The 24,531-nt window shown below is 35.4% G+C and carries 20 protein-coding genes; 1 reads left to right on the top strand and 19 read right to left on the bottom strand.

Going from position 1 to position 24,531, the window contains the following annotated elements:
* Positions 1-154: 154 nt before the first annotated feature.
* The 5 genes from pgi to rfbC form a co-directional block, all read right to left on the bottom strand.
* Positions 155-1,774, bottom strand: a complete 1,620-nt coding sequence (gene pgi, locus A3Q34_RS06035) for a glucose-6-phosphate isomerase (protein ID WP_070374541.1) — start codon at positions 1,772-1,774, stop codon at positions 155-157.
* Positions 1,775-2,525: 751 nt separating this feature from the next.
* Complete coding sequence (gene galU, locus A3Q34_RS06040; protein WP_070374542.1) at positions 2,526-3,425, bottom strand: UTP--glucose-1-phosphate uridylyltransferase GalU; 900 nt, start codon at positions 3,423-3,425, stop codon at positions 2,526-2,528.
* Between the two features lie 144 nt (positions 3,426-3,569).
* The gene (rfbB, locus tag A3Q34_RS06045) at positions 3,570-4,670 is read right to left on the bottom strand and encodes a dTDP-glucose 4,6-dehydratase (protein ID WP_070374543.1); all 1,101 of its coding nucleotides are present in this window, start codon (positions 4,668-4,670) and stop codon (positions 3,570-3,572) included.
* Between the two features lie 30 nt (positions 4,671-4,700).
* On the bottom strand, positions 4,701-5,576 hold the full coding sequence (rfbD, locus tag A3Q34_RS06050) for a dTDP-4-dehydrorhamnose reductase (protein ID WP_070374544.1): 876 nt from the start codon (positions 5,574-5,576) through the stop codon (positions 4,701-4,703).
* A gap of 33 nt (positions 5,577-5,609) precedes the next feature.
* Positions 5,610-6,158: a dTDP-4-dehydrorhamnose 3,5-epimerase gene (gene rfbC / locus A3Q34_RS06055; RefSeq protein WP_070374545.1), complete on the bottom strand. Its 549-nt coding sequence runs from the start codon at positions 6,156-6,158 to the stop codon at positions 5,610-5,612.
* 809 nt (positions 6,159-6,967) lie between these two features.
* On the opposite strand from rfbC, the gene A3Q34_RS20405 reads away from it, so the two are divergent.
* Positions 6,968-7,114, top strand: a complete 147-nt coding sequence (locus A3Q34_RS20405; RefSeq protein WP_157470844.1) for a hypothetical protein — start codon at positions 6,968-6,970, stop codon at positions 7,112-7,114.
* A 721-nt stretch (positions 7,115-7,835) separates the two neighbouring features.
* On the opposite strand, the gene rfbA is transcribed toward A3Q34_RS20405, so the two are convergent.
* The 14 genes from rfbA to A3Q34_RS06135 all read right to left on the bottom strand — a co-directional run bounded on the left by rfbA (position 7,836) and on the right by A3Q34_RS06135 (position 24,415).
* Positions 7,836-8,717, bottom strand: a complete 882-nt coding sequence (gene rfbA, locus A3Q34_RS06070) for a glucose-1-phosphate thymidylyltransferase RfbA (protein ID WP_070377029.1) — start codon at positions 8,715-8,717, stop codon at positions 7,836-7,838.
* Between the two features lie 4 nt (positions 8,718-8,721).
* Positions 8,722-9,486, bottom strand: a complete 765-nt coding sequence (locus A3Q34_RS06075; protein WP_070374548.1) for a glycosyltransferase family 2 protein — start codon at positions 9,484-9,486, stop codon at positions 8,722-8,724.
* Positions 9,486-10,376, bottom strand: coding sequence for a rhamnosyltransferase (locus A3Q34_RS06080; protein WP_070374549.1), 891 nt, complete (start codon positions 10,374-10,376; stop codon positions 9,486-9,488). Before A3Q34_RS06080 ends, A3Q34_RS06075 begins: the two co-directional genes overlap by 1 nt.
* Complete coding sequence (locus A3Q34_RS06085) at positions 10,373-11,587, bottom strand: hypothetical protein (RefSeq protein WP_157470847.1); 1,215 nt, start codon at positions 11,585-11,587, stop codon at positions 10,373-10,375. Before A3Q34_RS06085 ends, A3Q34_RS06080 begins: the two co-directional genes overlap by 4 nt.
* A gap of 2 nt (positions 11,588-11,589) precedes the next feature.
* Complete coding sequence (locus tag A3Q34_RS06090) at positions 11,590-12,441, bottom strand: glycosyltransferase family 2 protein (protein ID WP_083277917.1); 852 nt, start codon at positions 12,439-12,441, stop codon at positions 11,590-11,592.
* Position 12,442: 1 nt separating this feature from the next.
* Positions 12,443-13,273, bottom strand: a complete 831-nt coding sequence (locus tag A3Q34_RS06095) for a hypothetical protein (protein WP_070374552.1) — start codon at positions 13,271-13,273, stop codon at positions 12,443-12,445.
* The gene (locus A3Q34_RS06100) at positions 13,245-14,537 is read right to left on the bottom strand and encodes an oligosaccharide flippase family protein (protein ID WP_070374553.1); all 1,293 of its coding nucleotides are present in this window, start codon (positions 14,535-14,537) and stop codon (positions 13,245-13,247) included. The genes A3Q34_RS06095 and A3Q34_RS06100 overlap by 29 nt, the downstream gene beginning before the upstream one ends.
* A complete protein-coding gene (locus tag A3Q34_RS06105) occupies positions 14,527-15,681 on the bottom strand; it encodes a glycosyltransferase family 4 protein (RefSeq protein WP_070374554.1) in 1,155 nt (384 codons plus the stop codon). Before A3Q34_RS06105 ends, A3Q34_RS06100 begins: the two co-directional genes overlap by 11 nt.
* Positions 15,682-15,905: 224 nt before the next feature.
* Positions 15,906-16,940: a UDP-N-acetylglucosamine--undecaprenyl-phosphate N-acetylglucosaminephosphotransferase gene (gene wecA, locus A3Q34_RS06110; RefSeq protein ID WP_070374555.1), complete on the bottom strand. Its 1,035-nt coding sequence runs from the start codon at positions 16,938-16,940 to the stop codon at positions 15,906-15,908.
* A 17-nt stretch (positions 16,941-16,957) separates the two neighbouring features.
* Entirely contained in the window at positions 16,958-17,998 is a 1,041-nt protein-coding gene (locus A3Q34_RS06115) for a Wzz/FepE/Etk N-terminal domain-containing protein (RefSeq protein ID WP_231907439.1), read from the bottom strand.
* A 378-nt stretch (positions 17,999-18,376) separates the two neighbouring features.
* Positions 18,377-20,491, bottom strand: a complete 2,115-nt coding sequence (locus A3Q34_RS06120) for a YjbH domain-containing protein (protein WP_070374556.1) — start codon at positions 20,489-20,491, stop codon at positions 18,377-18,379.
* 238 nt (positions 20,492-20,729) lie between these two features.
* Positions 20,730-22,670, bottom strand: a complete 1,941-nt coding sequence (locus tag A3Q34_RS06125; RefSeq protein WP_070374557.1) for a polysaccharide biosynthesis protein — start codon at positions 22,668-22,670, stop codon at positions 20,730-20,732.
* A 277-nt stretch (positions 22,671-22,947) separates the two neighbouring features.
* Positions 22,948-23,502 (bottom strand): sugar transferase, encoded by a 555-nt coding sequence (locus A3Q34_RS06130; protein WP_070374558.1) that lies wholly within the window; start codon positions 23,500-23,502, stop codon positions 22,948-22,950.
* Entirely contained in the window at positions 23,495-24,415 is a 921-nt protein-coding gene (locus A3Q34_RS06135) for an NAD-dependent epimerase/dehydratase family protein (RefSeq protein WP_070374559.1), read from the bottom strand. The genes A3Q34_RS06130 and A3Q34_RS06135 overlap by 8 nt, the downstream gene beginning before the upstream one ends.
* Positions 24,416-24,531: the final 116 nt, after the last annotated feature.

Here is a 24,531-nt window from a genome sequence, read left to right on the forward strand (position 1 = left end):
TGACGACGTCCTAATAATAGGAAAACTTAACAAGAAGCGTTAATTGACTTATTTGAGGGTATATCAAGGTAAAAGCGCGGGAATACTATAGATTTGCCGTGAAAAAGTCAATAACTAGCCACTTTTATGACTAGTTATTGTTCATATTTCAATGCTACTTATTAGTAGAACTATTAAAACGTTTGATTAGATTTTGGCTTGAAGCTGACAGCATTGACATTTCGCCACCATTGATTGCTGATAAAATACTGTTGCCTAATTGTTTGCCTAGTTCAACACCCCATTGGTCAAAAGAATTTAACTGCCAAATAACACCTTGCACAAAAATTTTATGCTCGTAAAGTGCAAGTAATGCCCCTAAATTTTCGGGTGTCATTTCTTCAAGTAATAAGGTGTTACTGGGTGTATTACCTTTCATGGTTTTATGTGACGCAAGTGTAGATATTTCGTCCGGTGTTAAGCCTGCGGCGTCAAGTTCACCTTCAACTTCTGCTAAGGTTTTACCGCGCATTAACGCTTCACTTTGCGCAAAACAATTAGCTACTAATACTTGATGATGCTCAGGTAAATGGCTCGCGCCTTTTAAACAGACAATAAAGTCGGTAGGAATAATGTCATCGCTTTGATGCATTAATTGCATAAAAGCATGCTGACCATTCGTCCCCTCTTGACCAAAAACTGTGGGGGCGGTTTGCCACGCTAATTTCTCGCCAGTATTAGACACCGACTTACCATTACTTTCCATATCTGTTTGTTGTAGATAACCGGGTAAAGCCCGCAAAGAATGGTCGTACGGTAAAATAGCAAGGCTTGAATACTGCAAAGCATTACGATTCCAAATACCAAGCAGTGCCATTAACACCGGCATATTCTGCTCAAAGGGAGCATTTTGAAAATGCTGGTCCATTTGATAAGCCCCCTGCTTCAGTTTATTGAAATTTTCATTGCCAATCACTAAAGCCAGCGGTAAACCAACAGCAGACCAAAGAGAAAAACGGCCACCTACCCAATCCCACATCGGAAGAATGTTTTTTTCTAAAACACCAAACTCAGTCGCTTTAACGATATTAGTACTAACCGCAAACCACTGTTTTCCAATAATGTCAGAACAAGTTGAATGCTTAATCATCCAGTTTTTAACCGCAAGCGCATTTAATAATGTTTCTTGGGTGGTAAAGGTTTTAGAAATAACAACAACCAAAGTGCTAGCAACATTCAGCTTAGCGAGTTTCTCTTCAACTGCAGCGCCATCAACATTGGCAATAACATGGGCATTCAAGCCGGTGGTATGAAAAGTACTTAATGCAGAAAGCGCAACTTTAATACCGTAATAAGAGCCACCAATACCAATCGCGATAATGTCAGTGAACTTTTCACCAGAAGCTGAAAGTAACGTTCCTGAGCTAATATCATTAACAATGTCGGCCATGTGCTGCTCAGTGGCAATAACTTCGTCAGCTTGTGCACCTAATATTGCTTGTTTTTTTTCATCTGGGGCACGAAGAACGGTATGAAGCACGGCACGCTTTTCAGTATTATTGATAACCTCGCCACAGAACTGCGCGTTTATTTTTTCAGCTAAACTAGACTTTTCTGCTAAGTCAAAAAGCTGATTAAGTTCTGTTACGTTAATGTTTTGTTTAGAGAAGTCGAGGTATAGACCAGCATTGCTAGTTGAGTATTGCTCAACACGGGTTTGGTCAGTGGAGAACAATGAAACAATTGCCCGAGACTTAGCCGCTTTAGAAAGCGCTGATAAAGAAGATATATCCATATTTATACTTTTCTTATAGTAAATTTAAAATAGGTGAAAGCTAGTCATGCTGATACCAACACCGTTATTCTGGGGGATAAACGTCATCCGTTGGGATAACAGTCATCCTGATACCATCACCGTCATCCTGAACACAACACCGTCATCCTGAACTTGTTTCAGGATCTGTACTTACAACAACAAAGACCAGATACTGAAATAAATTCAGCATGACGACAAGAGTGCCTCTACAAAAAGTGGCCGTTACCGTCATCCTGAAGCAGTATACCGTTATCCTGAACTAACATACCGTCATCCTCAACACTACTCCGTCATCCTGAACTTGTTTCAGGATCTGTACTTACAACAACAAAGACCAGATACTGAAATAAATTCAGCATGACGACAAAAGGACTAAACGATTAACGACTCCCTGATACCAAAACAGTCACCCTAAAGAACAAACATCATCCTGCGGGATAACCGTCATCCTCAACACTACTCCGTCATCCTGAACTTGTTTCAGGATCCGTACTTACAACAACAAAGACCAGATACTGAAATAAATTCAGCATGACGACAGAAGGACTAAACGATTAACGACTCTCTGATACCAACACCATCATCCTGTGGGATAAGAACACTACTCCGTCATCCTGAACTTGTTTCAGGATCTGTACTTGTAACAGCAAAGACCAGATACTGAAATAAATTCAGCATGACGACAAAAGTGCAAAAGTACATAAAGTACAAAAGAGTACAAAAATAGTTGTTACTTCATCAAGTCGGTTAAATATGCTCTGAAATCATCAGCTAATTCTGGGTGGCGTAAACCGTATTCAACGTTCGCTTTCATGTAGCCTAGTTTTGAACCACAGTCATGTGACTTGCCTGTCATATGGAAAGCTTCAACCGTTTCTTTTTCCATTAACATCGCAATAGCGTCAGTTAATTGAATTTCATCACCAGCACCTGGAGGGGTTAACTTTAATAAATCCCAAATTTTCTCAGAAAGGACATAGCGACCAACAACGGCTAAGTTTGATGGCGCGTCTTCCATCGCTGGTTTTTCAACAATAGCCGTCATAGTTTTTGACTCACCGGGGGCAAGCTCAACACCACCACAATCAACCACACCATAACTACTTACTTGCTCCATTGGCACAGGTTCAACCATAATCTGGCTGTAGCCACCAACTTCGTTATAACGCGTTAACATCGCTGCTAAATTTTCGGTTTTCAAATCTGCTGTAGCATCATCTAAAATAACATCAGGAAGTACCACAACAAAAGGTTCGTTACCAATAATAGGACGGGCCTTCATTACAGCATGACCCAAGCCTTTCGCTTCACCTTGTCGAACATGCAGTATAGTAACGTCTTTCGGGCAAATCGCTTGAATTTCATCTAACAACTGTCGTTTAACACGGTTTTCAAGGGTAGTTTCAAGCTCAAAAGATTTATCAAAGTGGTTTTCAATAGCATTTTTTGAAGAGTGCGTTACTAGCACAATTTCTTTAATACCTGCTGCAACACATTCATTAACAATATATTGGATCATCGGCTTATCGACGATAGGAAGCATTTCTTTTGGTATAGCTTTTGTCGCTGGCAACATACGTGTACCTAACCCAGCAACTGGAATTACCGCTTTCGTTATTTTATTATTCATTTTCATCCTTAATTTATATGCTTAATTTTATATTAAAGAGACTCTTATCAATTGTCACGGTCAAAAATAATTTTTTTCTATTAAAATGCAAAAACGATATCAATTGATATCGTTTTATTGCTAATAAATTTGAATGTTTATCACTTATTCGTATTGAGATGCAATCCAGTTTTGGTATGAACCATCCATAACACTTTGCCACCAAGACTCATTGTTTAAATACCACTGAACAGTTTTAGCAATGCCCGTATCAAAACTTTCTTTAGGTACATATCCTAATTCTTCATTCGTTTTAGTCGCATCAATAGCATAACGACGATCATGCCCTGGACGGTCTTTTACGTAAGTAATTAAAGACTCAGTATTCTGCTCAATGGCAGCTCTAGCAGCAGGAAAGCGAGTAGCTAAATCAGAATTTTTAACAAATTCTTGTTCAACTAATTTAGAAATAGTTTTAACAATATCAATATTGGCCCACTCATTATTACCGCCAATGTTGTAGTTTTCACCGATTCTGCCATTTTGTAAAACTAGATCGATCCCATAAGCATGGTCTTCAACATACAACCAATCGCGTATTTGCTGTCCATCACCATAAATAGGTAAAGCTTTATCATGAAGGATATTAGTAATAACCAATGGAATTAATTTTTCAGGGAAATGAAATGGTCCATAGTTATTTGAACAATTACTGGTCGTAACATTTAAACCATAAGTATGGTGATAAGCACGTACTAAATGGTCACTTGCTGCTTTACTCGCAGAATAAGGAGAATTAGGTGCATAAGCCGTATCTTCAGTAAAAGGTGCTTCAGTAGGCGTTAATGTGCCATAAACTTCATCAGTAGATACATGATGAAAACGATGACCTTCCAATATACTCTCACCGTCTAACCAAACTTTCTTAGCTGCTTTTAATAAGCTGTAAGTACCTAAAATATTAGTTTCTATAAACGCATCAGGACCTGTAATAGAACGATCAACATGTGACTCTGCGGCAAAGTGAACTAGAGTATCAATGCTATGCTCAACTAATAACGTTTCAATTAACGCTTGGTCACAAATATTACCGTGCACAAAGGTAAAGTTACCTTCATCTTTTACACAGTCTAAATTGGCGATATTACCTGCGTAAGTTAATGCATCTAGTACGACGATTTTATCTGCTGGGTATTTGTTCATCCAATAATGAACAAAATTAGCACCTATAAAACCTGCACCGCCTGTAACTAATAATTTTTTCATAATAATTCTCTAAAAATTTAATATATAAACTTAAGACTGATCAGCCTTTAAGGCTTTCATCATAGTTTGTAATTGAGTTTGCCAATGTACGAAAGAAAGTTCGGGTAAAGCGTTAACTAAACTAGATTTGTCTAAAACACTGTAATGTGGTCGTTCAGCAGGTGTTGGATACTGCGAAGTTGAAATGGGCTTAATCGGAATTTTTTTATCTAACAAACCTAAATCGAAACCAATCGATTGTATCGCCACAGCAAAATCAAACCAGCTAGCAACACCGGTGTCAGTATAATGATGAATACCTACTAATTTATTTTCCAGAGCAAGAATACAAGCCTCAGCTAATCCTTTCGCATAGGTTGGCGATCCTATTTGGTCACTAATAATGCCAAGTTCAGGTTTAGTATTCATCAAGTTCAGCATAGTTTTCACAAAGTTATTACCATGCGTAGAATAGACCCAAGAGGTTCTAATAATAGCGCTATTATTAGGGTGGATATCAGTAATTAACTGCTCACCCTCTGCTTTACTAGCACCATAAACACCTAATGGATTAATTTTGTCATTCGGTAAATAAGGAGCGCCTTTATCACCATGGAAAACGAAATCAGTAGATATATGAACCAATGGCAGAGATAATAATTTACACGCTTGTGCTAAATGCCCTACCGCTTTAGCATTAAGTTCATATGCATTATCAATATCACTTTCTGCTTTATCTACAGCGGTATAAGCTGAAGCATTAATAATAGCTTCAGCTTTATGAGTTTTTAAAGTTTCACTAACCGATAAAAGCTCATTAAGATTAATATCCTTTCGGCCTAAACATACAATTTCATGCTTAACTGATGAAAGTTGGCTTAACTCCCAAGCTAATTGACCTGACTTACCTATAACAATTATTTTCATAAAGTTTTATCTATCCGTTCTATAATACTAAAGTTATGAAAAAGAAGGTGCGTCTTTAAACAATAATCCGACTTCGTCTTTTGCTGATAACGAAGGTAAAATTTCATCTACTAGTGGCCATTGAATATTTAATGCTGGGTCATTCCATAATAATGATACTTCATGCTCTGGAGCATAATAATCAGTACATTTATAGACAAACTCTGCTGATTCACTCATCACGTAAAAACCATGAGCAAAACCTTCTGGCACCCAAAGCTGGCGTTTATTTTCACCTGAAAGAATAACACCTACGTGTTGTCCGTAAGTAGGAGATGACTTTCGCATATCAACCGCAACATCATAAACTTCACCAGAAGTAACGCGCACTAATTTACCCTGAGTATTTTTCAGTTGGTAGTGTAAACCACGTAAAATACCGTGACTAGATTTACTGTGGTTATCTTGTACAAAGGCATGTTCAGAACAATGCTCTTTAAACTCATCAACGCGAAAGGTTTCCATAAAAAAACCGCGTTCATCGCCAAACACGTTTGCTTCAATAATTTTCACATCAGGGATATTAGTATCCAAATACTTCATTAATTATTTCCTATTATCTTAAAAATTAACACAGTCGTCTTAAACAACAAACGCTTTACTAAGCAAGTATCCCATCATTCTGAAGCAGCATACCATCATCCTGAACTTGTTTCAGGAACTCGTACTTAAACAGCAAAACCAGATACTGAAATAAATTCAGCATGACGACAAAAGTGCCTATACAGAAAGTGGCAGCTTCCCCCCATTCCGAAGGAGCATACCGTCATCCTGAACTTGTTTCAGGATCTCGTTCTTAAACAGCAAAACCAGATACTGAAATAAATTCAGCATGACAACAAAAGTGCCTCTACAAAAAGTGTCCGTTACCATCACTCTGAAGCAGCATACCGTCATTCGGACGCAACATACCGTCATACTGAACTTGTTTCAGGATCTCGTTATTAAACATCAAAACTAGATACTGAAATAAATTCAGCATGACGGCAAGAGTGCCTCTACAAAAAGTAGCAGTTTCCCTCATTCCGAAGGAGCATCCCATCATCCTGAATGGACATACCGTCATCCTGAACACGACACCGTCATCCTGAACTTGTTTCAGGATCTCGTTCTTAAACAGCAAAGACCAGATACTGAAATAAATTCAGCATGACGACAAAAGTGCCACTACAGAAAGTGGCCGTTACCGTCACTCTGAAGCAGCATACTGTCATACTGAAGGAGTATACCGTCATTCTGAAGCAGTATACCGTCATTCCGACGCAACATACCGTCATCCTGAACTTGTTTCAGGATCTCGTTCTTAAACAGCAAAGACCAGATACTGAAATAAATTCAGCATGACGACAAAAGTGCCACTACAGAAAGTGGCCGTTACCGTCACTCTGAAGCAGCATACCGTCATTCCTGAAGCAGCATACCGTCATACTGAAGGAGTATACCGTCATTCCGACGCAATATACCGTCATCCTGAACTTGTTTCAGGATCTCGTACTTAAACAGCAAAGACCAGATACTGAAATAAATTCAGTATGACGACAAAAGTGCCTCTAAAAAGTAGCAGTTTCTCTCATTCCGAAGGAGCATCCCATCATCCTGAATGGACATACCGTCATCCTGAACACGACACCGTCATCCTGAACTTGTTTCAGGATCTCGTTCTTAAACAGCAAAACCAGATACTGAAATAAATTCAGCATGACAACAAAAGTGCCTCTACAAAAAGTGTCCGTTACCATCACTCTGAAGCAGCATACCGTCATTCGGACGCAACATACCGTCATACTGAAGGAGTATACCGTCATTCTGAAGCAGTATACCGTCATTCGGACGCAACATACCGTCATCCTGAACTTGTTTCAGGACCTCGTATTTAAACAGCAAAGACCAGATACTGAAATAAATTCAGCATGACGACAAAAGTGCCTCTACAAAAAGTGGCAGTTACCGTCATTCCTGAGGAGCATACCGTCATCCTGAAGCAGTATACCGTCATCCTGAACTTGTTTCAGGATCTCGTTCTTAAACAGCAAAGACCAGATACTGAAATAAATTCAGCATGACGACAAAAGTGCCACTACAGAAAGTGGCCGTTACCGTCATTCCTGAGGAGCATACCGTCATCCTGAACTTGTTTCAGGATCTCGTTCTTAAACAGCAAAGACCAGATACTGAAATAAATTCAGTATGACGGCATAAGGCGCCTATTTCCTATTAATGTTAAAAAACACGACCTTCAATTAACTGTATAAGATACTCACCATAGCCACTTTTACGTAAAGGCTGCGCAATCTCACGTAATTTTTCTTCACTCAACCAACCATTACGAAAAGCGACTTCTTCAGGGCAATTAACTTTTAAGCCTTGGCGTTTTTCAATAGTCGAAATAAAGTTAGCAGCAGCGAGTAAATCATCATGAGTTCCGGTATCAAGCCATGCTGTGCCGCGTCCCATAATTTCAACTTTCAATTCACCTGCTTTTAAGTACTGTTCAATAACATCAGTTATTTCTAATTCACCACGAGCAGAAGGCTGAACATTCTTAGCAAATTCAACCACACGATCATCAAAGAAATACAAACCAGGAACTGCGTAATTAGACTTAGGCACTTCTGGTTTTTCTTCAATAGATACTGCTGTACCTGATTCGTCAAATTCAACTACACCGTAAGAGCGCGGATTTGAGACATGATAACCAAACACAGTTCCGCCAGATAGTTGAGCATTTGCGTTCTGTAAAGACTTAGTCAAATCATGGCCATAAAACATATTGTCGCCAAGAACCAGCGCAGCAGCCGAGCCATTAAGAAACTCTTCGGCTAGAATAAAGGCTTGTGCCAAGCCATCAGGACTAGGTTGAATTTTGTAAGATATAGCGACACCAAAATTAGATCCATCGCCTAATAGCTCTTCAAAACGATGAGTTTCTTCAGGTGTAGATATAATGAGTATCTCTTGAATACCTGCTTGCATTAACGTTGCGAGCGGATAATAAACCATAGGTTTGTCATAAACTGGCATAAGCTGCTTACTGACAACTTTCGTGAGGGGGTAAAGGCGAGTACCACTGCCTCCTGCTAAAATAATTCCTTTTCTTCTCATCATACTAAACTCCAAAAATTCGTTTTTTAAAATATCTACAAATACTAGTAATGTGCCAAATAAAGTGCATTGAAAAAATAGACCTGTTGGCATGCTGGGCTAAATGAATGGCTTTAATGTTAGGGCAATATAAAACCTGTTCATTATATTGGATTGAGGAGCGATAACAAATATCTAAATCTTCACAATACATAAAATAACCTTCGTCAAATCCTCCCAATTGTTCATAATGGCTTAAAGTAAAACATAAAAATGAACCTGCAGCCCATGGCGCGAAACAAGGGGTGTCTATTTTATTTTTATTTATTATCGATGGATTGTTCTTAAATATGAATGACTTTATAAAATCAGATAGCTTTGGAAAATTCCGTATGGAATTGTCAGGATCTTTAAACTCTATATCTTTATAGAGGTCAATTGCAGCTAACTTAGCTTTATTACTTTTCATTGTAGTTATAAGTTCAAATAACTGTGCTTCATTGATTGCTACATCTGGATTTAAAACCACAAAATAGCCATTATCTAGTGTTGGTAGTTCTTTTTTAAAGCTTGAAAAAACAATATTATTATTCTGACCAAAACCCAATTGCTGATTATTACATTGATAATTAATATTATTATCTAAACACCACTCTTGTAAGCCGGGCTCATTAGAATTATCTTGCAGTTTTATTATTATATTCTTATTTTTTGCAAGAATTGGTAATGTGTTTAATTTTTTTAAAATAGCCAAATGACAATGAGATACAACTGATATACAAATGTTCATTATTTACCCGTTTTTTTTATATATTCCAACTTACCTTTACTTCCTTTGATACCATGCAAAAGGCCAATTGCTCCATATTTAATATATTCTTTTCTCTTACCTTTTTGAGTTATGACTAATAACAATTGATGAATTATCGAGAATGTAACTTCTCTGATGCCCAAAAAAATCGGGATATGTTTAAGCCTTAACATCACAAAAGAGTTTCTCACTCTGTAATATCTTCGATAAGCAGAGTGCACAGGTACCGTAAAGCCAAGAACATTAAAAGACTTATCACCAATAGAATGTATCATTTGATTGTCTGGTAAAATTAATACCTTTATACCAGCGTGGTGACACCTTAAACACCACTCGGTATCAACATAATCGATAAACAAATTATCCAGCATCTTCCCTACTATATTGAACACAGAAGTCTTAACAGCTGTACCACTTGATATAGCTGTATTAGTGTAGAAAGAAGCAGAATTTTTAGAAGGTATTATTTTTGTTCTTAATCCAAACTTTGAAACTGACACTATTGGATAAATAAAGCCTTTTTCTGCATCAACGAAAGTGGGTGCAACTATATTTTCATTTTCATTTAATATAGGCGCAATTAATTTTTCGATAAATCTTTCAGAAATAACACTGTCTTGATCAAAAAAAACTATGATATCAGCATCTTGCTCAAGGCAATAATCAATTCCTACATTTTGGGCTGTTGCTATTCCCTTATTTTCACCTAAAAAGATAATGTTACTGTTATCGATAGTTGTATCCTTCAATGGAACTTCACTATTATCAACAATAACTGTGCTGACTCCAGATACGGAAAGCTGATGCGTTAATAAACGAACTGCCTGCCAATCTGGGTTATATGTAACTATTACTGAATAAGTATTCAAACTACTTCCTTAATTTCAAGAACCTTAGACCAAAACCAAAGTATTACAAGAATACCATATGAGTTTAGTAAAATTGGATTTGTAAAAGACATAAGAAGATATAAAATAAATATCAAATATAAGATGGGAAGTTGTTTATACCTTCTAATTAATGTTATTTTATTCTTATTATTTAACCTCATTGGTATTAATAAAAGTAAAAAAAACAACAACGTGCCCAATATGCCGAAATATCTTATTGAATCGAGAAGAAATACTTCTGTTTGTCCTGTGATTTTGTCAAAACCTACTGAATAATATAGTGATGCTAAACCATCCCCAACGATAACTTGCTTAACGTTTAATTGTTCTATGAATGAAATAAAGTGCCCTACTTTAACGCTATTAGACTTCTCAGTAGGTGAGAATAAAGTAAAATCCGTTTCTAAATTAGTTATGATAAAAGCACATGCAAGGGCTAAAATGAAGATGAGACTTAATTTTGTTTTAATTCCTACCCTATAGAAGTAAATAAGCATTATACCTATTAAAGAGAAAGCAACAATCCCTCGAGAACCACTAAGTAAAATTGCCGTTAAAACAATTAAAAATAGTATGAAATTTTTTAATTTTGTCTCCCTTACAAGCTTATCAAACAACAATAACAAAGGAACTAATAATATCGGAGAGCTAATAAAATGTAGCATTGGCGGCTTAAAGTTACCAAAAGCCCTAAATCCAATATAACCTAATTTATTATCAATAAAAAAAGCAATTAACTGATCCGTAAACGGGATTGGTATAGATATAAAGTTAGAAAAAAAACCCATAGACATATAAATAACTAACAAAGAAAATATGATACTCACTGTTTGTAAGTTTTCTTCTATATCATAACGGATTTCAGTAACTGTAAATATTATAAAGAGTGATACAGTCAACAATAAAAATTGTAATGCTAACGGTCCATCTTGAACGGTGTAACCAACACAGTAATAAAACAAGAAAAACAAAAAAATTATTACGGGATTTATAATAACTAGACTTAATTTTTTTTTTAAATACACATAAATCAAAGAAATAGTTAAAACCAATATAAATATTACTTTTTTTGGAAATAAAGGAGGTAGAAATATCGAAAAAAAGATATAAATTGTTAGTAAAAAAGCTACTATATTTTCTAATGAAATATTTTTTATATTCATAAGGTTTTTGTTTTTAGTCTTAGCCATTGTCATCTAGCAAGATACTTTTTTAAAAATTGAAATTTATATTTTAAATATATGATAAATGGTAATTTAACACCTGACAGAAACACATATCGAATAGTTTTTATTAATGATAGATTACCTTCTAATCTATCAGCCGTAGCCAACATTACTGAATACCATTTCAAACCAAATTCTTGTTGATATTTTTGAGCGAGTTCACGATAACCTTTAGAGTCGTTTGTTGATACACGCTCCCTGTTAGGATCAATATTTACGGCATAATCTAAACGGCCTAATTTATAACCATTGCCCTCTTTTAGCATTCTTATAACAAAGTCCCAATCTTCTAGATTTGTAAACGACGGGTCAAAACCACCGATACGAAGAAAGTCACTTCTAGTCACCATGAAGCCAATATCAATATCATTAGCATACTTAATATCTTCTAATTTGATTTTTCCTATATATTGATATGGAACGTTATGAATTTCTGCGAAATCACCTATTTCGTAAAAACGTCCAGAAGATACAAAGATATTTTGTTTATTTTCCATTTCAGACAACATATTTACTAACCTTCCTGGTAGGTACATATCATCATCATCTAAAAAGGTAACATACTGACCTTTAGCAAGCTCAACACCTAAGTTTCTAGCATTGGCTACGCCATGCATTCCATCATTTATATAATAGTACAAGTTATAGGAGCTGTATTTATCTACAATTAAGCTCTTAAGTTTATTATTTAATCTAGGTGAATCATCAATAATAATAATTTCAAAATCAGACAGATGCTGATTGATAACAGAATCAATCGCACGGGTCAAAGACTCTACACTTCGATTGCAAGTAGGTATGATAATAGTTAGTTGCATATTATTTTTTAATATAAGCAGAATAAAAGTTGTAGGTTGCTCTATATAACTCTACATAAATATTTGTAACAAAACTTGGTAAACTAGCATGCTTTTTCAACTGATACTTCCAATAATCCATATATTTATTAAACCGCCAATTGGTTATAATCTTACTTTCACCTGTTTCTGAAGACACATCATGGACTAAACAATCAGATAAAAGGTAAAAGTTTTTATTGTGGTTTTGATAGTCGTTACAAAACTCAGTATCAACACCATAAAAAATAGTATTATTATCAAAGCGTAAATTATCATCCCATAATTTTTTTGTTATTGTTAATCCGCTGCCTACTGCAAATAAATGATGACTTGGAAAATATCCCGTATCATTTTTATTAAAATCCTCACTAAATAGATATTTAGTAAAGAGATAGAACTTATTCTGCCTTCTCGGTGATATTATTAAACTAGACTTGTTTGATACTATTTTTGGTAAAATCAAGCATGCTTCTTTGTCAATGCTCTCAACATTCGATACAAAAGATTTAGATATAACGGTATCATGATCAAAAATTGATAATACATCATCAAGCTCAAGCAGGTAGTTATCCCCAACCTGGTTATAAATTTTTGATAGCGATTCATTAACATCAGTATTGATATACTGTACGTCATTAAAAACACTTTTAAGCGATAACAAGTCAGTTTCAGAAACATTTTCCATGCCATCTGTGCCATTATTCCAAAGCACTAAACGAGCCTTACTTATATTTTCACATAAAAGAAGAGATGTTAATGTTTCAGAATCAGAAACTAAGCGTTTATATAGGACTACTAGAATTGTATGCATTATTCTCTTCTGTGTTAAATGTTGGCTTTATTGATAAATAGTAATAAATAGTCACTGTTATAAAAACAATAAGTTCACAAAAAATTGTTGAAAAAGCCGCTCCTCTCGCCCCCATAGTAGGAATAAGGAACCAATTAGATAGAATATTAATGATAATCATTATAATATTTAAAAAAATTAAAAAATTTATTTTGTTTTTGGCAACTATTGCATTATTTATAACACCATAAGAGAACACTATTGCTAGATACCAAACTAAGATATTAAAGACATTTTTAGACGCTAGATATTTACCTTCATATAACTCGTTATATAAAAAAGGAGCCAACAAATAAAGAACTATACTGAGTAATATTCCAGCTGTTGACAAAATAATCATCGACGTTCTTTGAATACTTAAAAAAGACTCCTTTTGATTGCTATTATTAGTTAGCATAGGAAAAACAGCCATAACCAGTGCTGATGAAATAAACATAAAAGGATAAATAAAAGTAGTAGCTCCTGAATAAATAGCGACCTCTTCTATACTAGATAATTCACCAATCATAATGACATCAATTTTATTAAAAATAATATTAGCGATAGATAACAAAAGAAATGGCATAGTAACTTTCAGAATACGATACAACTCTTTAAAATCAAAAAAGAAGTAAAAACAGAAATTGATTATATTATTTTGATACACGTAAGCACATATCGAAAAGCCGACTAGTAATGCTAAGTAAGGAGCTAAGTAAATAATGAAAGAAGGCGAGTCGGAATATAGTATTAACAATAAAAATAACAACCGGATAATAGAATTAGTAATATCTTTAATAAAGATAACCCCTTTCCTTTCTTGGGCGATTAATAAAGCATAAAGAGGTGAAAATAACCCCGAGAAAATAGTACCTAAGCCAAATACAATTAGAGACGTAAGAATATCGTTTTTATTATAGAAGTAGGTTGTAAATAAAAAAGTTGATGCTAGTACTATAGATAGACTTATTTGATAACCCAAAACCGCACCATAAAATTTTTTAGCGCTACTTAGATTGTTTTTTAAATTTTTAGAATTGTATTCTTTGATTATATAACCAGTCATCCCGCCATCTACAATAAAAGCAAACAGAGCTACAAAGGCAATAACCAAGCTATATTGTCCGTACTGTTCAATGGTTAGATAACCCATTAATACAATAACGAAAATCAAATTAAAAAGTTGACTTATAACACTACCAAATAAATATACCGAGGTATTTTGAATTATCCTCTTAAGAAACATTAATTTTTCCTACCAACTCATGCAAACATGCATCCCAAGTAAAGTACTGTTCAGAGTGTTTTAAAATTTGTTCAAACTCTAGTTCTGATATATCGCTAGATATTTTCTCGGTAATTGCTGACGCGAGTTCTTTAACACAACCGATTTTTGTTAAGCTGCCTAACACACCATTTTTAGTTATATCTTGAGCCCCTGAAACTTGAGTAGAAATAATGTAATTACCAAAATGTAGTGCTTCAGGAAACACCAAAGGAAAACCTTCATAATTAGAGGAAAGGATAAATATTTTTGCTTGTTTATAATACGCCATTAACTGACTTCGTTCTGAAGTAGCCCCAACAAAAATCACATTATTTACATGATGAGGGTTGTTCTTATAAAAATTATCAATATCACATTGAAAAGTATTTTCTACAGGACCAATTAAGAACACTTTCCAGCCGTGCAGGTTTGTTTTCTCTAATGCATCAAGTAATAACTTGGTGTTTTTTTGTTCAACACCAAGTCGTCCAACGGTGATGATAATATTTTCTTTTTGATTAAAATTAACCTCACCAAAATGTTCATTGATATATTTACTGTCTACCCCATTTGAAACTTTAATCAATTTCTTTAGTGGGTATTTATCATTCTCAGTTAAAAGTTGAAGACCTTCATTTGTTTCAACTGAAACATAATCAACCAAGCGATTAAATAAATTTTCATATGAGTTTAAGATTCGACGATTTAAAAACCCTCTTGCATCTTTTTTTGCTATCAGTTTTTTTTCATACTCAATATCTAAATCTAATTTCATATAAGCTATTCCTTTACGGTTTAATAATTTATACAAAATACAATAGAATTTACTTTCAATTGATGGATGATATACATTTAACAATGCAATATTTCGTGCATTTTTAATAAGGTAAAATATAACTTTAAAATCCAGCCATTTTATTAACAAGGGATTTTTGATAAAAGCTAGATGCAAACCTTTAACTTCTTGCTTAATTGCATCATATTGCTGATCATTTTTATAGGTTAATATAGTCGGCTTGAGTTTTAAGTGTCTAGCTAAATTTAGGCAGATTTGACCTACGTCTTTGGTCAAATGAAAGTTTTGCGTATTAGGGAAAATTGTAACTAAATTATTTTTATGCATATGACAACCATTGACACTCTTCAAAAAATTCAAAAATATATTTTTTCTCCATTGTATGTGTTTAATTTTTCAACACATACACTCAGATAAAATAACCACCTGAGAAAAATTCTGCAGTGATTAGGACACTTTTTAGATCGACTAAAGATTGTATCACTCCCTTTGTAACCAAAGAGACGATATCCTTCACCAGCGCCTCTATTTATTCATATCAATAGGTTTTCTTATTTAACTTTTTCAAATTTTGTTATTTTTCGAATAACGAATACATAACATGCAAAGATAAAAATAAAACCTATTAGCATAATGATATCCGGAACATTAAAGTATTCACCCGCCAAACCAATTATTGACATTGCTACTGCAGATATAGAGATAATAACCAAAGTTTGTCGTGAGCTATAACCAACACGTTGGAGTATATGATGAAGGTGGTCTCTATCTGGCTTAAAAGGTGATTTACCATTTTTATAACGTCGTACCACTATTGCTAACATATCCATTAATGGTATGGCGCAAATCCACAGCGCGGTTACAGGCCTAAATGAGGCGTTTTCATTTTGAGTCCCCATAGTAAGTAACCAAATAACACTCAAGCCAATGAACATGCTGCCTGCGTCACCCATAAATATCTTTTTTGCTTTGGACACTAAACCTAAATTAAAAATTAAATAGGGAATAGTCGCCGTAGCAAGTATTAACGGGTAACTCACGTAATCGATTTGTCCACTCATGATGAATAGAATAGCGATAGCAGTAAAAGTATTAATGCTTAAGCTACCGATCAAGCCATCAATACCGTCAACCATATTAAAAGCATTGATAACAACAATAATACCGACATAGGTAAATATAATACCTACAGGGCCTAGTGTTACATCACCTAAACCAAACAAGTTACCTAAGTTTGAAATATAACCACCTACACCATAAATCATCAGACTAGCGACAATAAGCTGCCCAATAATTCTAATACGTACTTTTAGGTCAAATTTGTCGTCTACCGCACCAATGAAAACCATCATTGCTGAGGCAATTAAATACATACGAAGTTCTAAAGTATTAGGAAGCCATAAAAGGCTAGCCATAAGTACCGCTATAAAGATTGAAATTCCGCCAATAAGCGGAATATGTCCAGCATGTAACTTTCGTTCGCTGGGTTTGTCAACTAAGCCAACTTCTATTGCTACCGGTTTAAAGAACTTAATTGCGATAAAGGCAAAGCAAAAAGCGGTAAGTGCAGAGATAAATACTTCCATCATAATTTCCTATTAGCTTACGCTAAACTTTCGTCCTTACATTTAGTAGATTTATTGTTCTTGGTAAAGTGCCTGATTAACACGATAAGTATCGACAATATACCACCCAGCATTGTACCTAGTACTACAATTAATGCACGCTTAGGTTTAGCCTTAGTATCGGGCACTTGAGCAGGGTCAATCGTTTTTAACACATATTCTGCTGAAACCTTAGTTAGCATCATATTTTTTGTTTGCTCTTCAATCAATTGATAAAAAACAGTTTCCATTGCACTTACTTCTGTTTTCTCAAGTTGTTTCGTTAAATAATCAATAGACGACTGAGCCTCTTGTTCGTCTTGCTCTCGCATAAAGTTGTTAACGTCTGTAATTAACCAAACAAGCCATTTTTTTGCAATATCAGGTGAATAAAACTCAATATCGATTGTCACTAGTGTTGTTGCTTTATCTTGTGAAATTGTCAATAAGCTTAAAAATTGTTGATAAGCTTCCCATGGAGATGGCGCTGAAGTTTTAGGGAGTGATACTTCTCTGAGCCATTTTTTATTTTTACTATCATAAAGTTCTTTATTAATAACGAGAGAGTCCGTTGCTCTATCCCAATTTTCACTTGCCATTAATGGCACTAACAATTCATGTTTAATAATAAAAGTTTCAAGAAAAGCACGTGATTTTATAATTTCTAAAGCTAAAGCCGTTTTATCAGTTCCACCGCCACCTAAGCTAATACCCGCAAGACTAGCTAGACCTCCAAATTGTCCGGCAAGAGCCCCCATTCCACCGGCAGAATCTGATGAGGCTGGTGCTAATAAAATCGACGCTTTATAGATATCGGGTTTTGATAAGGCAAAAGCTATAGATGAAACAGCAAATATAAATGAAATAACGATAATAATATATTTCCCTGACCATATGGCTCGCCATAATTCTGCTAAGTCAATTTCATCGTCTGAGTTATTCTTTTCGGCAAGTTGCTGAGAAAGCAAAAGTACTTCTGGAGAAAACGGTGTAGTGGATTGCTGAGTACTATTATTACTCGATTGATTCTGATTTGGCACTTGCAGATTTTCCATTCTTAACTATTTGAATAACAATAGGACACTTTCCTATTAAAGGTTGCGAATTATACGGTATTAAATGTTGTTAAGCCACTGTTTTGCTGATCTTCAATGATGGTTTGCTATTGTTCTTGGCTACGTGTAATTCTCATGGTTATCTCCGAAATTAAGTTTGGGGATAAGATATTGGAGATCGAGAATTAGAGACAGATGTCGTTAGCTATAAGCTTACGAACAAGCTTAAAAAAAGTAGTAATAACTTAAATTATCAATAACCAAAAAAACGGCTATTTAGCCGTTTTTATTATCTGTGTAATAATTTATCCCACACCCAGCAACTCAAATGATCACTGGGATTTATTAATAATGGTAAACATATTAACGCGCTTGATAATATGCCTCTTTTAAGCGATTCGAATTTTCATAAATATATTCACTGCCTAAACGATCACGATTATAAAAGGCACTATCAAGGTTATAAAACTGCTTAGTGTTATCGCCAGTACCTGGTGTTAGCCTATTCCGGCTTTTCCCAACGAGCGTACTCACTGAATAATTCCACTTAGGCTTGCCTCTTACTTGAAAGTATTTATTATTGTAATCTTTACGTGGTGTTAACGGTATTGAAAAACCAAGACCAATAAATTGATTAGCTTCTTCGCCATCAATTTTTGTGTTTTTATAGGTTAAATTTAACGACACATCACCAAACATTCTCTCTACTTTAAAGATTAAACCTTTATCGCGTTGCCAGTACTTTCCTACTTGTAGTTCAGCAGTCGCATTAAGATGAGCGTTATAATATTTATACGTACCAATAAGAACCTCTCTTGGTGCAGGTTCTTTTGGCGATCTACAACGCAAAGCTAAAATATTACACCCCGCGTAAGCCCTGCCTGTTGGTACTAATTGGTTTTCATATCTTGCAGTGAATAGGTTTAATTTATGAGCACCACCAACACTTTGCCAACGAGCTTCGTTCGCTACATAGTTATAAGTATCACGATAGCGACCAAAAAAAGTCATATTTTTTACCGAATACGGTAATGAAAAGGTCTGATGAAAGCTATATTCTTTTAGTCCTGTTGTTTGCTTATCATCAGCGAAATATTCACCATCTTCAAAGTTTTTGGTTTCAGCAAACTGTGCAACATGTGCAGCGGTTAAAGCAGCACCAGGCCATAAGGGTAATTCAACGTGGCTAATTAAGGCTACAGACGCATCAAAGGCGCCAAGCTCTGTACCCACTCTAGAGGCTATTCCAGGCCAAAAGGTAAAGCGTGGTTTTAGCCAAAAATTATTGCTATTATCAGCATCATCCGAGGTCAATCGCTCAGTGGCAAAAGTATCGGTTGATATATCAATTTTTAAAGGCTTATCATCTCTTAAGAAGGCATCATATTCGGCGATACTACCTTTCACGACTAAAGTTGATATTTCTCGCTCTTTTAGCACTAAAGTAAAATGCGAGTAATTATGATGTATATTTTTGCTGACAATCCCTAGAATAACGCCAAGCCCATCTATTTTATTACGGTTATAAATGTGATCTTCAAGTTCTACATAGACCGTATTTACATCAGCTTCAGCAACCCTGATTGATTCAAAACCTTCTTTAACCAGTAATTTTCTTAACCGTAATCGTTCAAGTGCACCTGAACGATAATCATCATCTAACTCGATATCATTTATAGCTAATGCTACATATTCACCCGTTTGTTCTAATTCACTATCAACTTTACCATGGTTTATCGGCTTACTTTTTGGCTGAGATGGATGAGTACCTGCGTCATAATCAAGCGGTATAGTTAACCCTACACCATAATAAACATCATCTTTTAATGCCTCGTTACTACTAGAGATAAGTAGTTCAGTCGTTAATTGAATACCGCTGCTCAACCACATTTTAGGTGAAGATAAATGCATACCTAATTGAGTATCGGCTGCATCATATTCTGCTGAAAGCTTTACCCATTGATAAGGCTGCCATTCAACACCCGCAAAAACACCATCAAGGCGCCCTTGGTTTGAGTCGCTTTGTCCGATCCCCAATGAAATATTAACGTCTTCTAGGATGTTTTTTGTCGCCACAGCATACTTAGCATCAAAAAAGTTTTCCGCGCCACCCAGATCTTGAATACCTACCGCTAAACTAAACCAGTCCTTTGGAATAAAAGGGATTCCTATTTTAATGTTGGCTGATAGATCAGTTAAACCATCTTTTCCACCGAAATTATAGTCAGCTAATCGTGCTGATACTTCAACATATTCCCATAAACCGACGCCAAAGTTATAATTATCACCGTTTCGATAACCATCCCTTGTTTCAACTTGGTTACTGTATTTCAGGTAAAGCGTACCTTCATCAAACAATGTTGCTGTAGGGGTATTTATTAGTCCGCTATACCCTTGAAAAGACATACTTGCCTCAGGTTCAGCGGCAATAATAAAACAAGGCAGTAAAGCCAATACAAATAAAATACGGTGCTTCATTTTAATAAATCCTAACAAGGTTAATTCTAACTATTGATAATAAGAGGTCGTAGAGCAAAATATCGCCAGGTGCTGCGACACTTGGCTCGACAAAAATCATAGGCTTTGTGTTGCTATAACTAGAAAAAACCATTCTGAGCATTCAACCCCGAATGGCTTTTAAAACATAGTAACGATAAACATCCACATTTTAATGAGCACTTAAACAGCAAGCCATTAGCTTTAAAGTATTGGCGTATTAAGTGACTTTTTTCAACGCGATAATTTCAGCTGTTTTCAACGGCCCTTTTTCTTTTTGTAGCCACACTAAATCACATATTCCATCGGTGGGGTTAAATCCTGTTGGGCCCTGAAGCAAGATTTCACGAATTAACTCATGGTCAAATGCATGACAGGCTTTATCGAGTTTGTTTAGTAAGGGTTCTAGCTCATGCCAATCAAGCATGGCTTCTTGCGCACTCATAATACGCTCATGATTAGTCCCTGAAACGTTATCACCTATAAGAAGTTCTTCATAAAGCTTCTCACCGGGCCTTAACCCAGTACATTTAATAACAATGTCACCGTTAGGCTTGTTATCAGATTTAACCGAAAAGCCACTCAAGTGAATAATTTTACAGGCTAGGTCATAAATTTTTACTGGCTCGCCCATATCAAGTACAAATACATCTCCACCTGTGCCCATAGCACCGGCTTGAATAACAAGTTGAGAGGCTTCAGGTATCGTCATAAAATAACGGGTAATGTCTGGGTGCGTTAACGTTACCGGGCCACCGCCCTTAACTTGCTTTCTAAACAAAGGAACCACTGATCCAGACGAACCTAAAACATTACCAAAGCGAACCATACAAAAACGCGTGGTATCTTGTGTTTTAGACAACGCCTGTAGTACCAATTCAGCCACACGTTTAGACGTCCCCATGATATTAGTGGGTCTAACGGCTTTATCGGTAGAGATTAATACAAAAGTCTCAACATTGGCATTTATTGCCGCACGCGCTGCATGATAAGTACCAAAAACATTATTTCTAACACCTTCAACAACATTATGCTCAACCAATGGTACATGCTTGTATGCGGCAGCATGGTAAACAGTTTGTACGGCAAAACTTTTCATCACAGTTTCAATGCGATTAACTCTTTGCACTGAGCCCATAATAGGCAATACTTCTACGATTAAACCGTGTGTTAATTTATATTCATTAAGCTCTTTATCAATGGTATACAAACCAAACTCAGACGACTCAAATAAAACCAGTTTAGCTGGCTTTAGCTGAATAATTTGGCGACATAATTCAGAGCCAATAGAGCCACCGGCGCCAGTAACCATAACAACTTTACCCGCGATATTAGCATTCATTAACTCAGGTTTAGGCTCTACTGGGTCGCGGCCTAATAAATCTTCAACACCAACATCTTTAAATTCTTCAAGCTTAGCCTTACCATCCAAAACATCCGCCATGCCAGGAATAGTTAATATCTGCACACCAAGTGAATCAATTTTACTCAATACTTCTTTACGGCGTGATCTTGAAGCACTGGGCATTGCTAATAATATTTTTTCTATACTTTTACTTTTAATAAGGCTTGGTATTTCCTCGGGGCCATAAACATAAATACCTTGAATAACGGTTCTTTGCAATGCAATATCATCATCAACAAAAGCAACTGCATGATATTCAGGCCCCTGTGATAAAGCGGTTGATAACTGACGTCCTGCAGAGCCAGCACCATAAATTAAGACTGAGTTTTTTTTATGCCAGCGTGGGTGGCTAATTATCGCTCTTACCGAGACTCTTGAACCACCAATCAATATCAAACATAAACTAAAGAAAATGAAAGGAACAGTACGAGGCATAGCCGCTGTAAAGAAGAAAGAAAAACCAATGATTAATACAGCAGAAAAAACACTGCCTAAGCCAATAGCCCAAATAGCTTGCATATTCATATAACGTAGAACAGCACGATACAGACCTAGTTTTACAAAAACGAGTAAACTAAGCGGCAATACACAGGAAAAAACTAGCCAGTAATCTTGCTTAAATAGAGGAGAGAAGCTTTCAAGACGCATGAACAATGCTAACCAAAAAGCTAAAAATAAAAATACTGAATCTATTAATAGTGAAATGGCGCGCTTATAGGTGCGTGGTAATTTCAAAACTGATTGAATCAAAGTCACTAACTAATTCCTTTTATAAATTAAAATACATTATCCTTTACAGAGTGGCGTAGTATAAACTAAAAAAACCAAAATTTAACTGAAAAAATGCACATGTGTGCATTTATACAACCATTAACTTTCTTCGTTCAAGAGCTCTAAAGGCATGTTCCAATCTATGAACAATTTTAATATGTTTTAGTTTGTAACGCTTACTCTCCTGAATAAAAAAACCATAACTAGAATAAAATAGGAACCCGATTAACAAACTCCAAGGATGATTATCATGAGGCCAACACTAACTACCCTTAATACGATCACCAGAGCCTTTACCAGTTACGGTTTGCAAAATAAATTTAAAGTAATTCTTTAAATTTAATTCACTAATCATCTTAGCATCAGTTTTTGCGAGCAGCACCGGTGTCGACATGTCAATGTCATTGACTTGTGCTTCACCGGTAATTCCGGGACGTACAGCATAAACATTTTTAGCCTCTCGTGCTTCAGTCAACTCTTGCTGATTAAACAAACCAGGGCGAGGACCAACTAAGCTCATTTCACCTTTTAATACATTCCACAATTGTGGTAACTCATCTAACTTAGTTTTCCGTAGAAAATTACCAAAGGGTGTTATTGATGCAGAGCTTGCTAAGTGAGTGGCTACTGAAGCGGTATCAACAGACATAGTTCTGAATTTAATTAAGATAAAAGGTTTTTTATTTCGTCCAACACGTTCTTGTCTAAAAACAGGTGAGCCCGTATCAAATAAACCAATAATGAATAAAATAACAAAGAAAGGCAATGCACAGGCCAAACCAACCAATGATAAAACAAAATCTATACATCTAATCATTATTTTTCTCTACGTTTATTAAGTCACTAAGAACATCATCTAACTTTTCTTTTTGATGCCACCCTAAAAGGGTATTAGCCTTTGATGAATCAACTCTTAAATTTCCAATTAAATTATTAACTAACGTGGACTTCCCCACCATTTTAGCCGTAAGAAACATCAAATGTATTGGAATAGGGACTTGAATTAAGGGCTTTCCAATTTCTTTGGCAATATTACAGGTTAAATTTTTTATTGATATATATTCTTTGTCCGCAATCACAAACACCTCATTCGCGGCTTTAGGGTGCTTACAAACCAAATAAATAAAACTACATATATTATTTATAGAAATGAAACTCCTGGCATTGTTTACTAAGCCAAAAGGTACAAATGATAACTTATTAATAATACAAATTAATTTATTAAAATTACCTGGGGCACTTGGACCATAAACTATGGCTGGCCTAACTATCACCAACTCCATTTCCGATGAATCAACTAATTTTTTCAACTTTATTTCAGTCTTAAGTTTTGAATCAGCTTGTGCTCCAACCGGTTCAGGCTCCACATCTTCAGTTAAACTAATATTTTGTGATTTGTTGCCATAAACCCCAATAGAACTTATATATACAAAACGTTTAACCCCTACCTTTATTGCAGTCCTAGCTAAGTTAATTGTACCTTGAACATTGACTTGGTTATAGTTATCTAAAGTATATTTATTTGAATGAGCCAACCCAGCCAAATGAACTATACAATTAACATCTGCTAAATTATTAGCAGTAATATCATTTAACGAGTTTATTATAACTTTATTAAGGTACTCATATTTTCTATTTCGAGTAATTGCAACAATATCAACTTCATTAGAATAATGTTCTATAAACTTGGTTCCTATATAACCACTAGCTCCTGTTATCGCGACTTTCACTTTATTTCACCTTATTAAAGTTACATATATAAATTAAAATTCCCCGCAACAAGCTGCCTCGCTTATACTCGCCTTTCACTTCGTGAAAGCGGGGCATTAATCCTTCCATCGACCAT

The organism is Colwellia sp. PAMC 20917, assembly GCF_001767295.1.
Classification (GTDB): Bacteria; Pseudomonadota; Gammaproteobacteria; order Enterobacterales; family Alteromonadaceae; genus Colwellia_A.

What these genes read in the sequence shown, in the direction of transcription:
- pgi (WP_070374541.1), bottom strand. Translation starts at nt 1,774, where the DNA reads ATGGATATATCTTCTTTATCAGCGCTTTCTAAAGCGGCTAAGTCTCGG.
- galU (WP_070374542.1), bottom strand. Translation starts at nt 3,425, where the DNA reads ATGAATAATAAAATAACGAAAGCGGTAATTCCAGTTGCTGGGTTAGGT.
- rfbB (WP_070374543.1), bottom strand. Translation starts at nt 4,670, where the DNA reads ATGAAAAAATTATTAGTTACAGGCGGTGCAGGTTTTATAGGTGCTAAT.
- rfbD (WP_070374544.1), bottom strand. Translation starts at nt 5,576, where the DNA reads ATGAAAATAATTGTTATAGGTAAGTCAGGTCAATTAGCTTGGGAGTTA.
- rfbC (WP_070374545.1), bottom strand. Translation starts at nt 6,158, where the DNA reads ATGAAGTATTTGGATACTAATATCCCTGATGTGAAAATTATTGAAGCA.
- rfbA (WP_070377029.1), bottom strand. Translation starts at nt 8,717, where the DNA reads ATGAGAAGAAAAGGAATTATTTTAGCAGGAGGCAGTGGTACTCGCCTT.
- A3Q34_RS06075 (WP_070374548.1), bottom strand. Translation starts at nt 9,486, where the DNA reads ATGAACATTTGTATATCAGTTGTATCTCATTGTCATTTGGCTATTTTA.
- A3Q34_RS06085 (WP_157470847.1), bottom strand. Translation starts at nt 11,587, where the DNA reads ATGGCTAAGACTAAAAACAAAAACCTTATGAATATAAAAAATATTTCA.
- A3Q34_RS06090 (WP_083277917.1), bottom strand. Translation starts at nt 12,441, where the DNA reads ATGCAACTAACTATTATCATACCTACTTGCAATCGAAGTGTAGAGTCT.
- A3Q34_RS06095 (WP_070374552.1), bottom strand. Translation starts at nt 13,273, where the DNA reads ATGCATACAATTCTAGTAGTCCTATATAAACGCTTAGTTTCTGATTCT.
- A3Q34_RS06100 (WP_070374553.1), bottom strand. Translation starts at nt 14,537, where the DNA reads ATGTTTCTTAAGAGGATAATTCAAAATACCTCGGTATATTTATTTGGT.
- A3Q34_RS06105 (WP_070374554.1), bottom strand. Translation starts at nt 15,681, where the DNA reads ATGCATAAAAATAATTTAGTTACAATTTTCCCTAATACGCAAAACTTT.
- wecA (WP_070374555.1), bottom strand. Translation starts at nt 16,940, where the DNA reads ATGGAAGTATTTATCTCTGCACTTACCGCTTTTTGCTTTGCCTTTATC.
- A3Q34_RS06120 (WP_070374556.1), bottom strand. Translation starts at nt 20,491, where the DNA reads ATGAAGCACCGTATTTTATTTGTATTGGCTTTACTGCCTTGTTTTATT.
- A3Q34_RS06130 (WP_070374558.1), bottom strand. Translation starts at nt 23,502, where the DNA reads ATGATTAGATGTATAGATTTTGTTTTATCATTGGTTGGTTTGGCCTGT.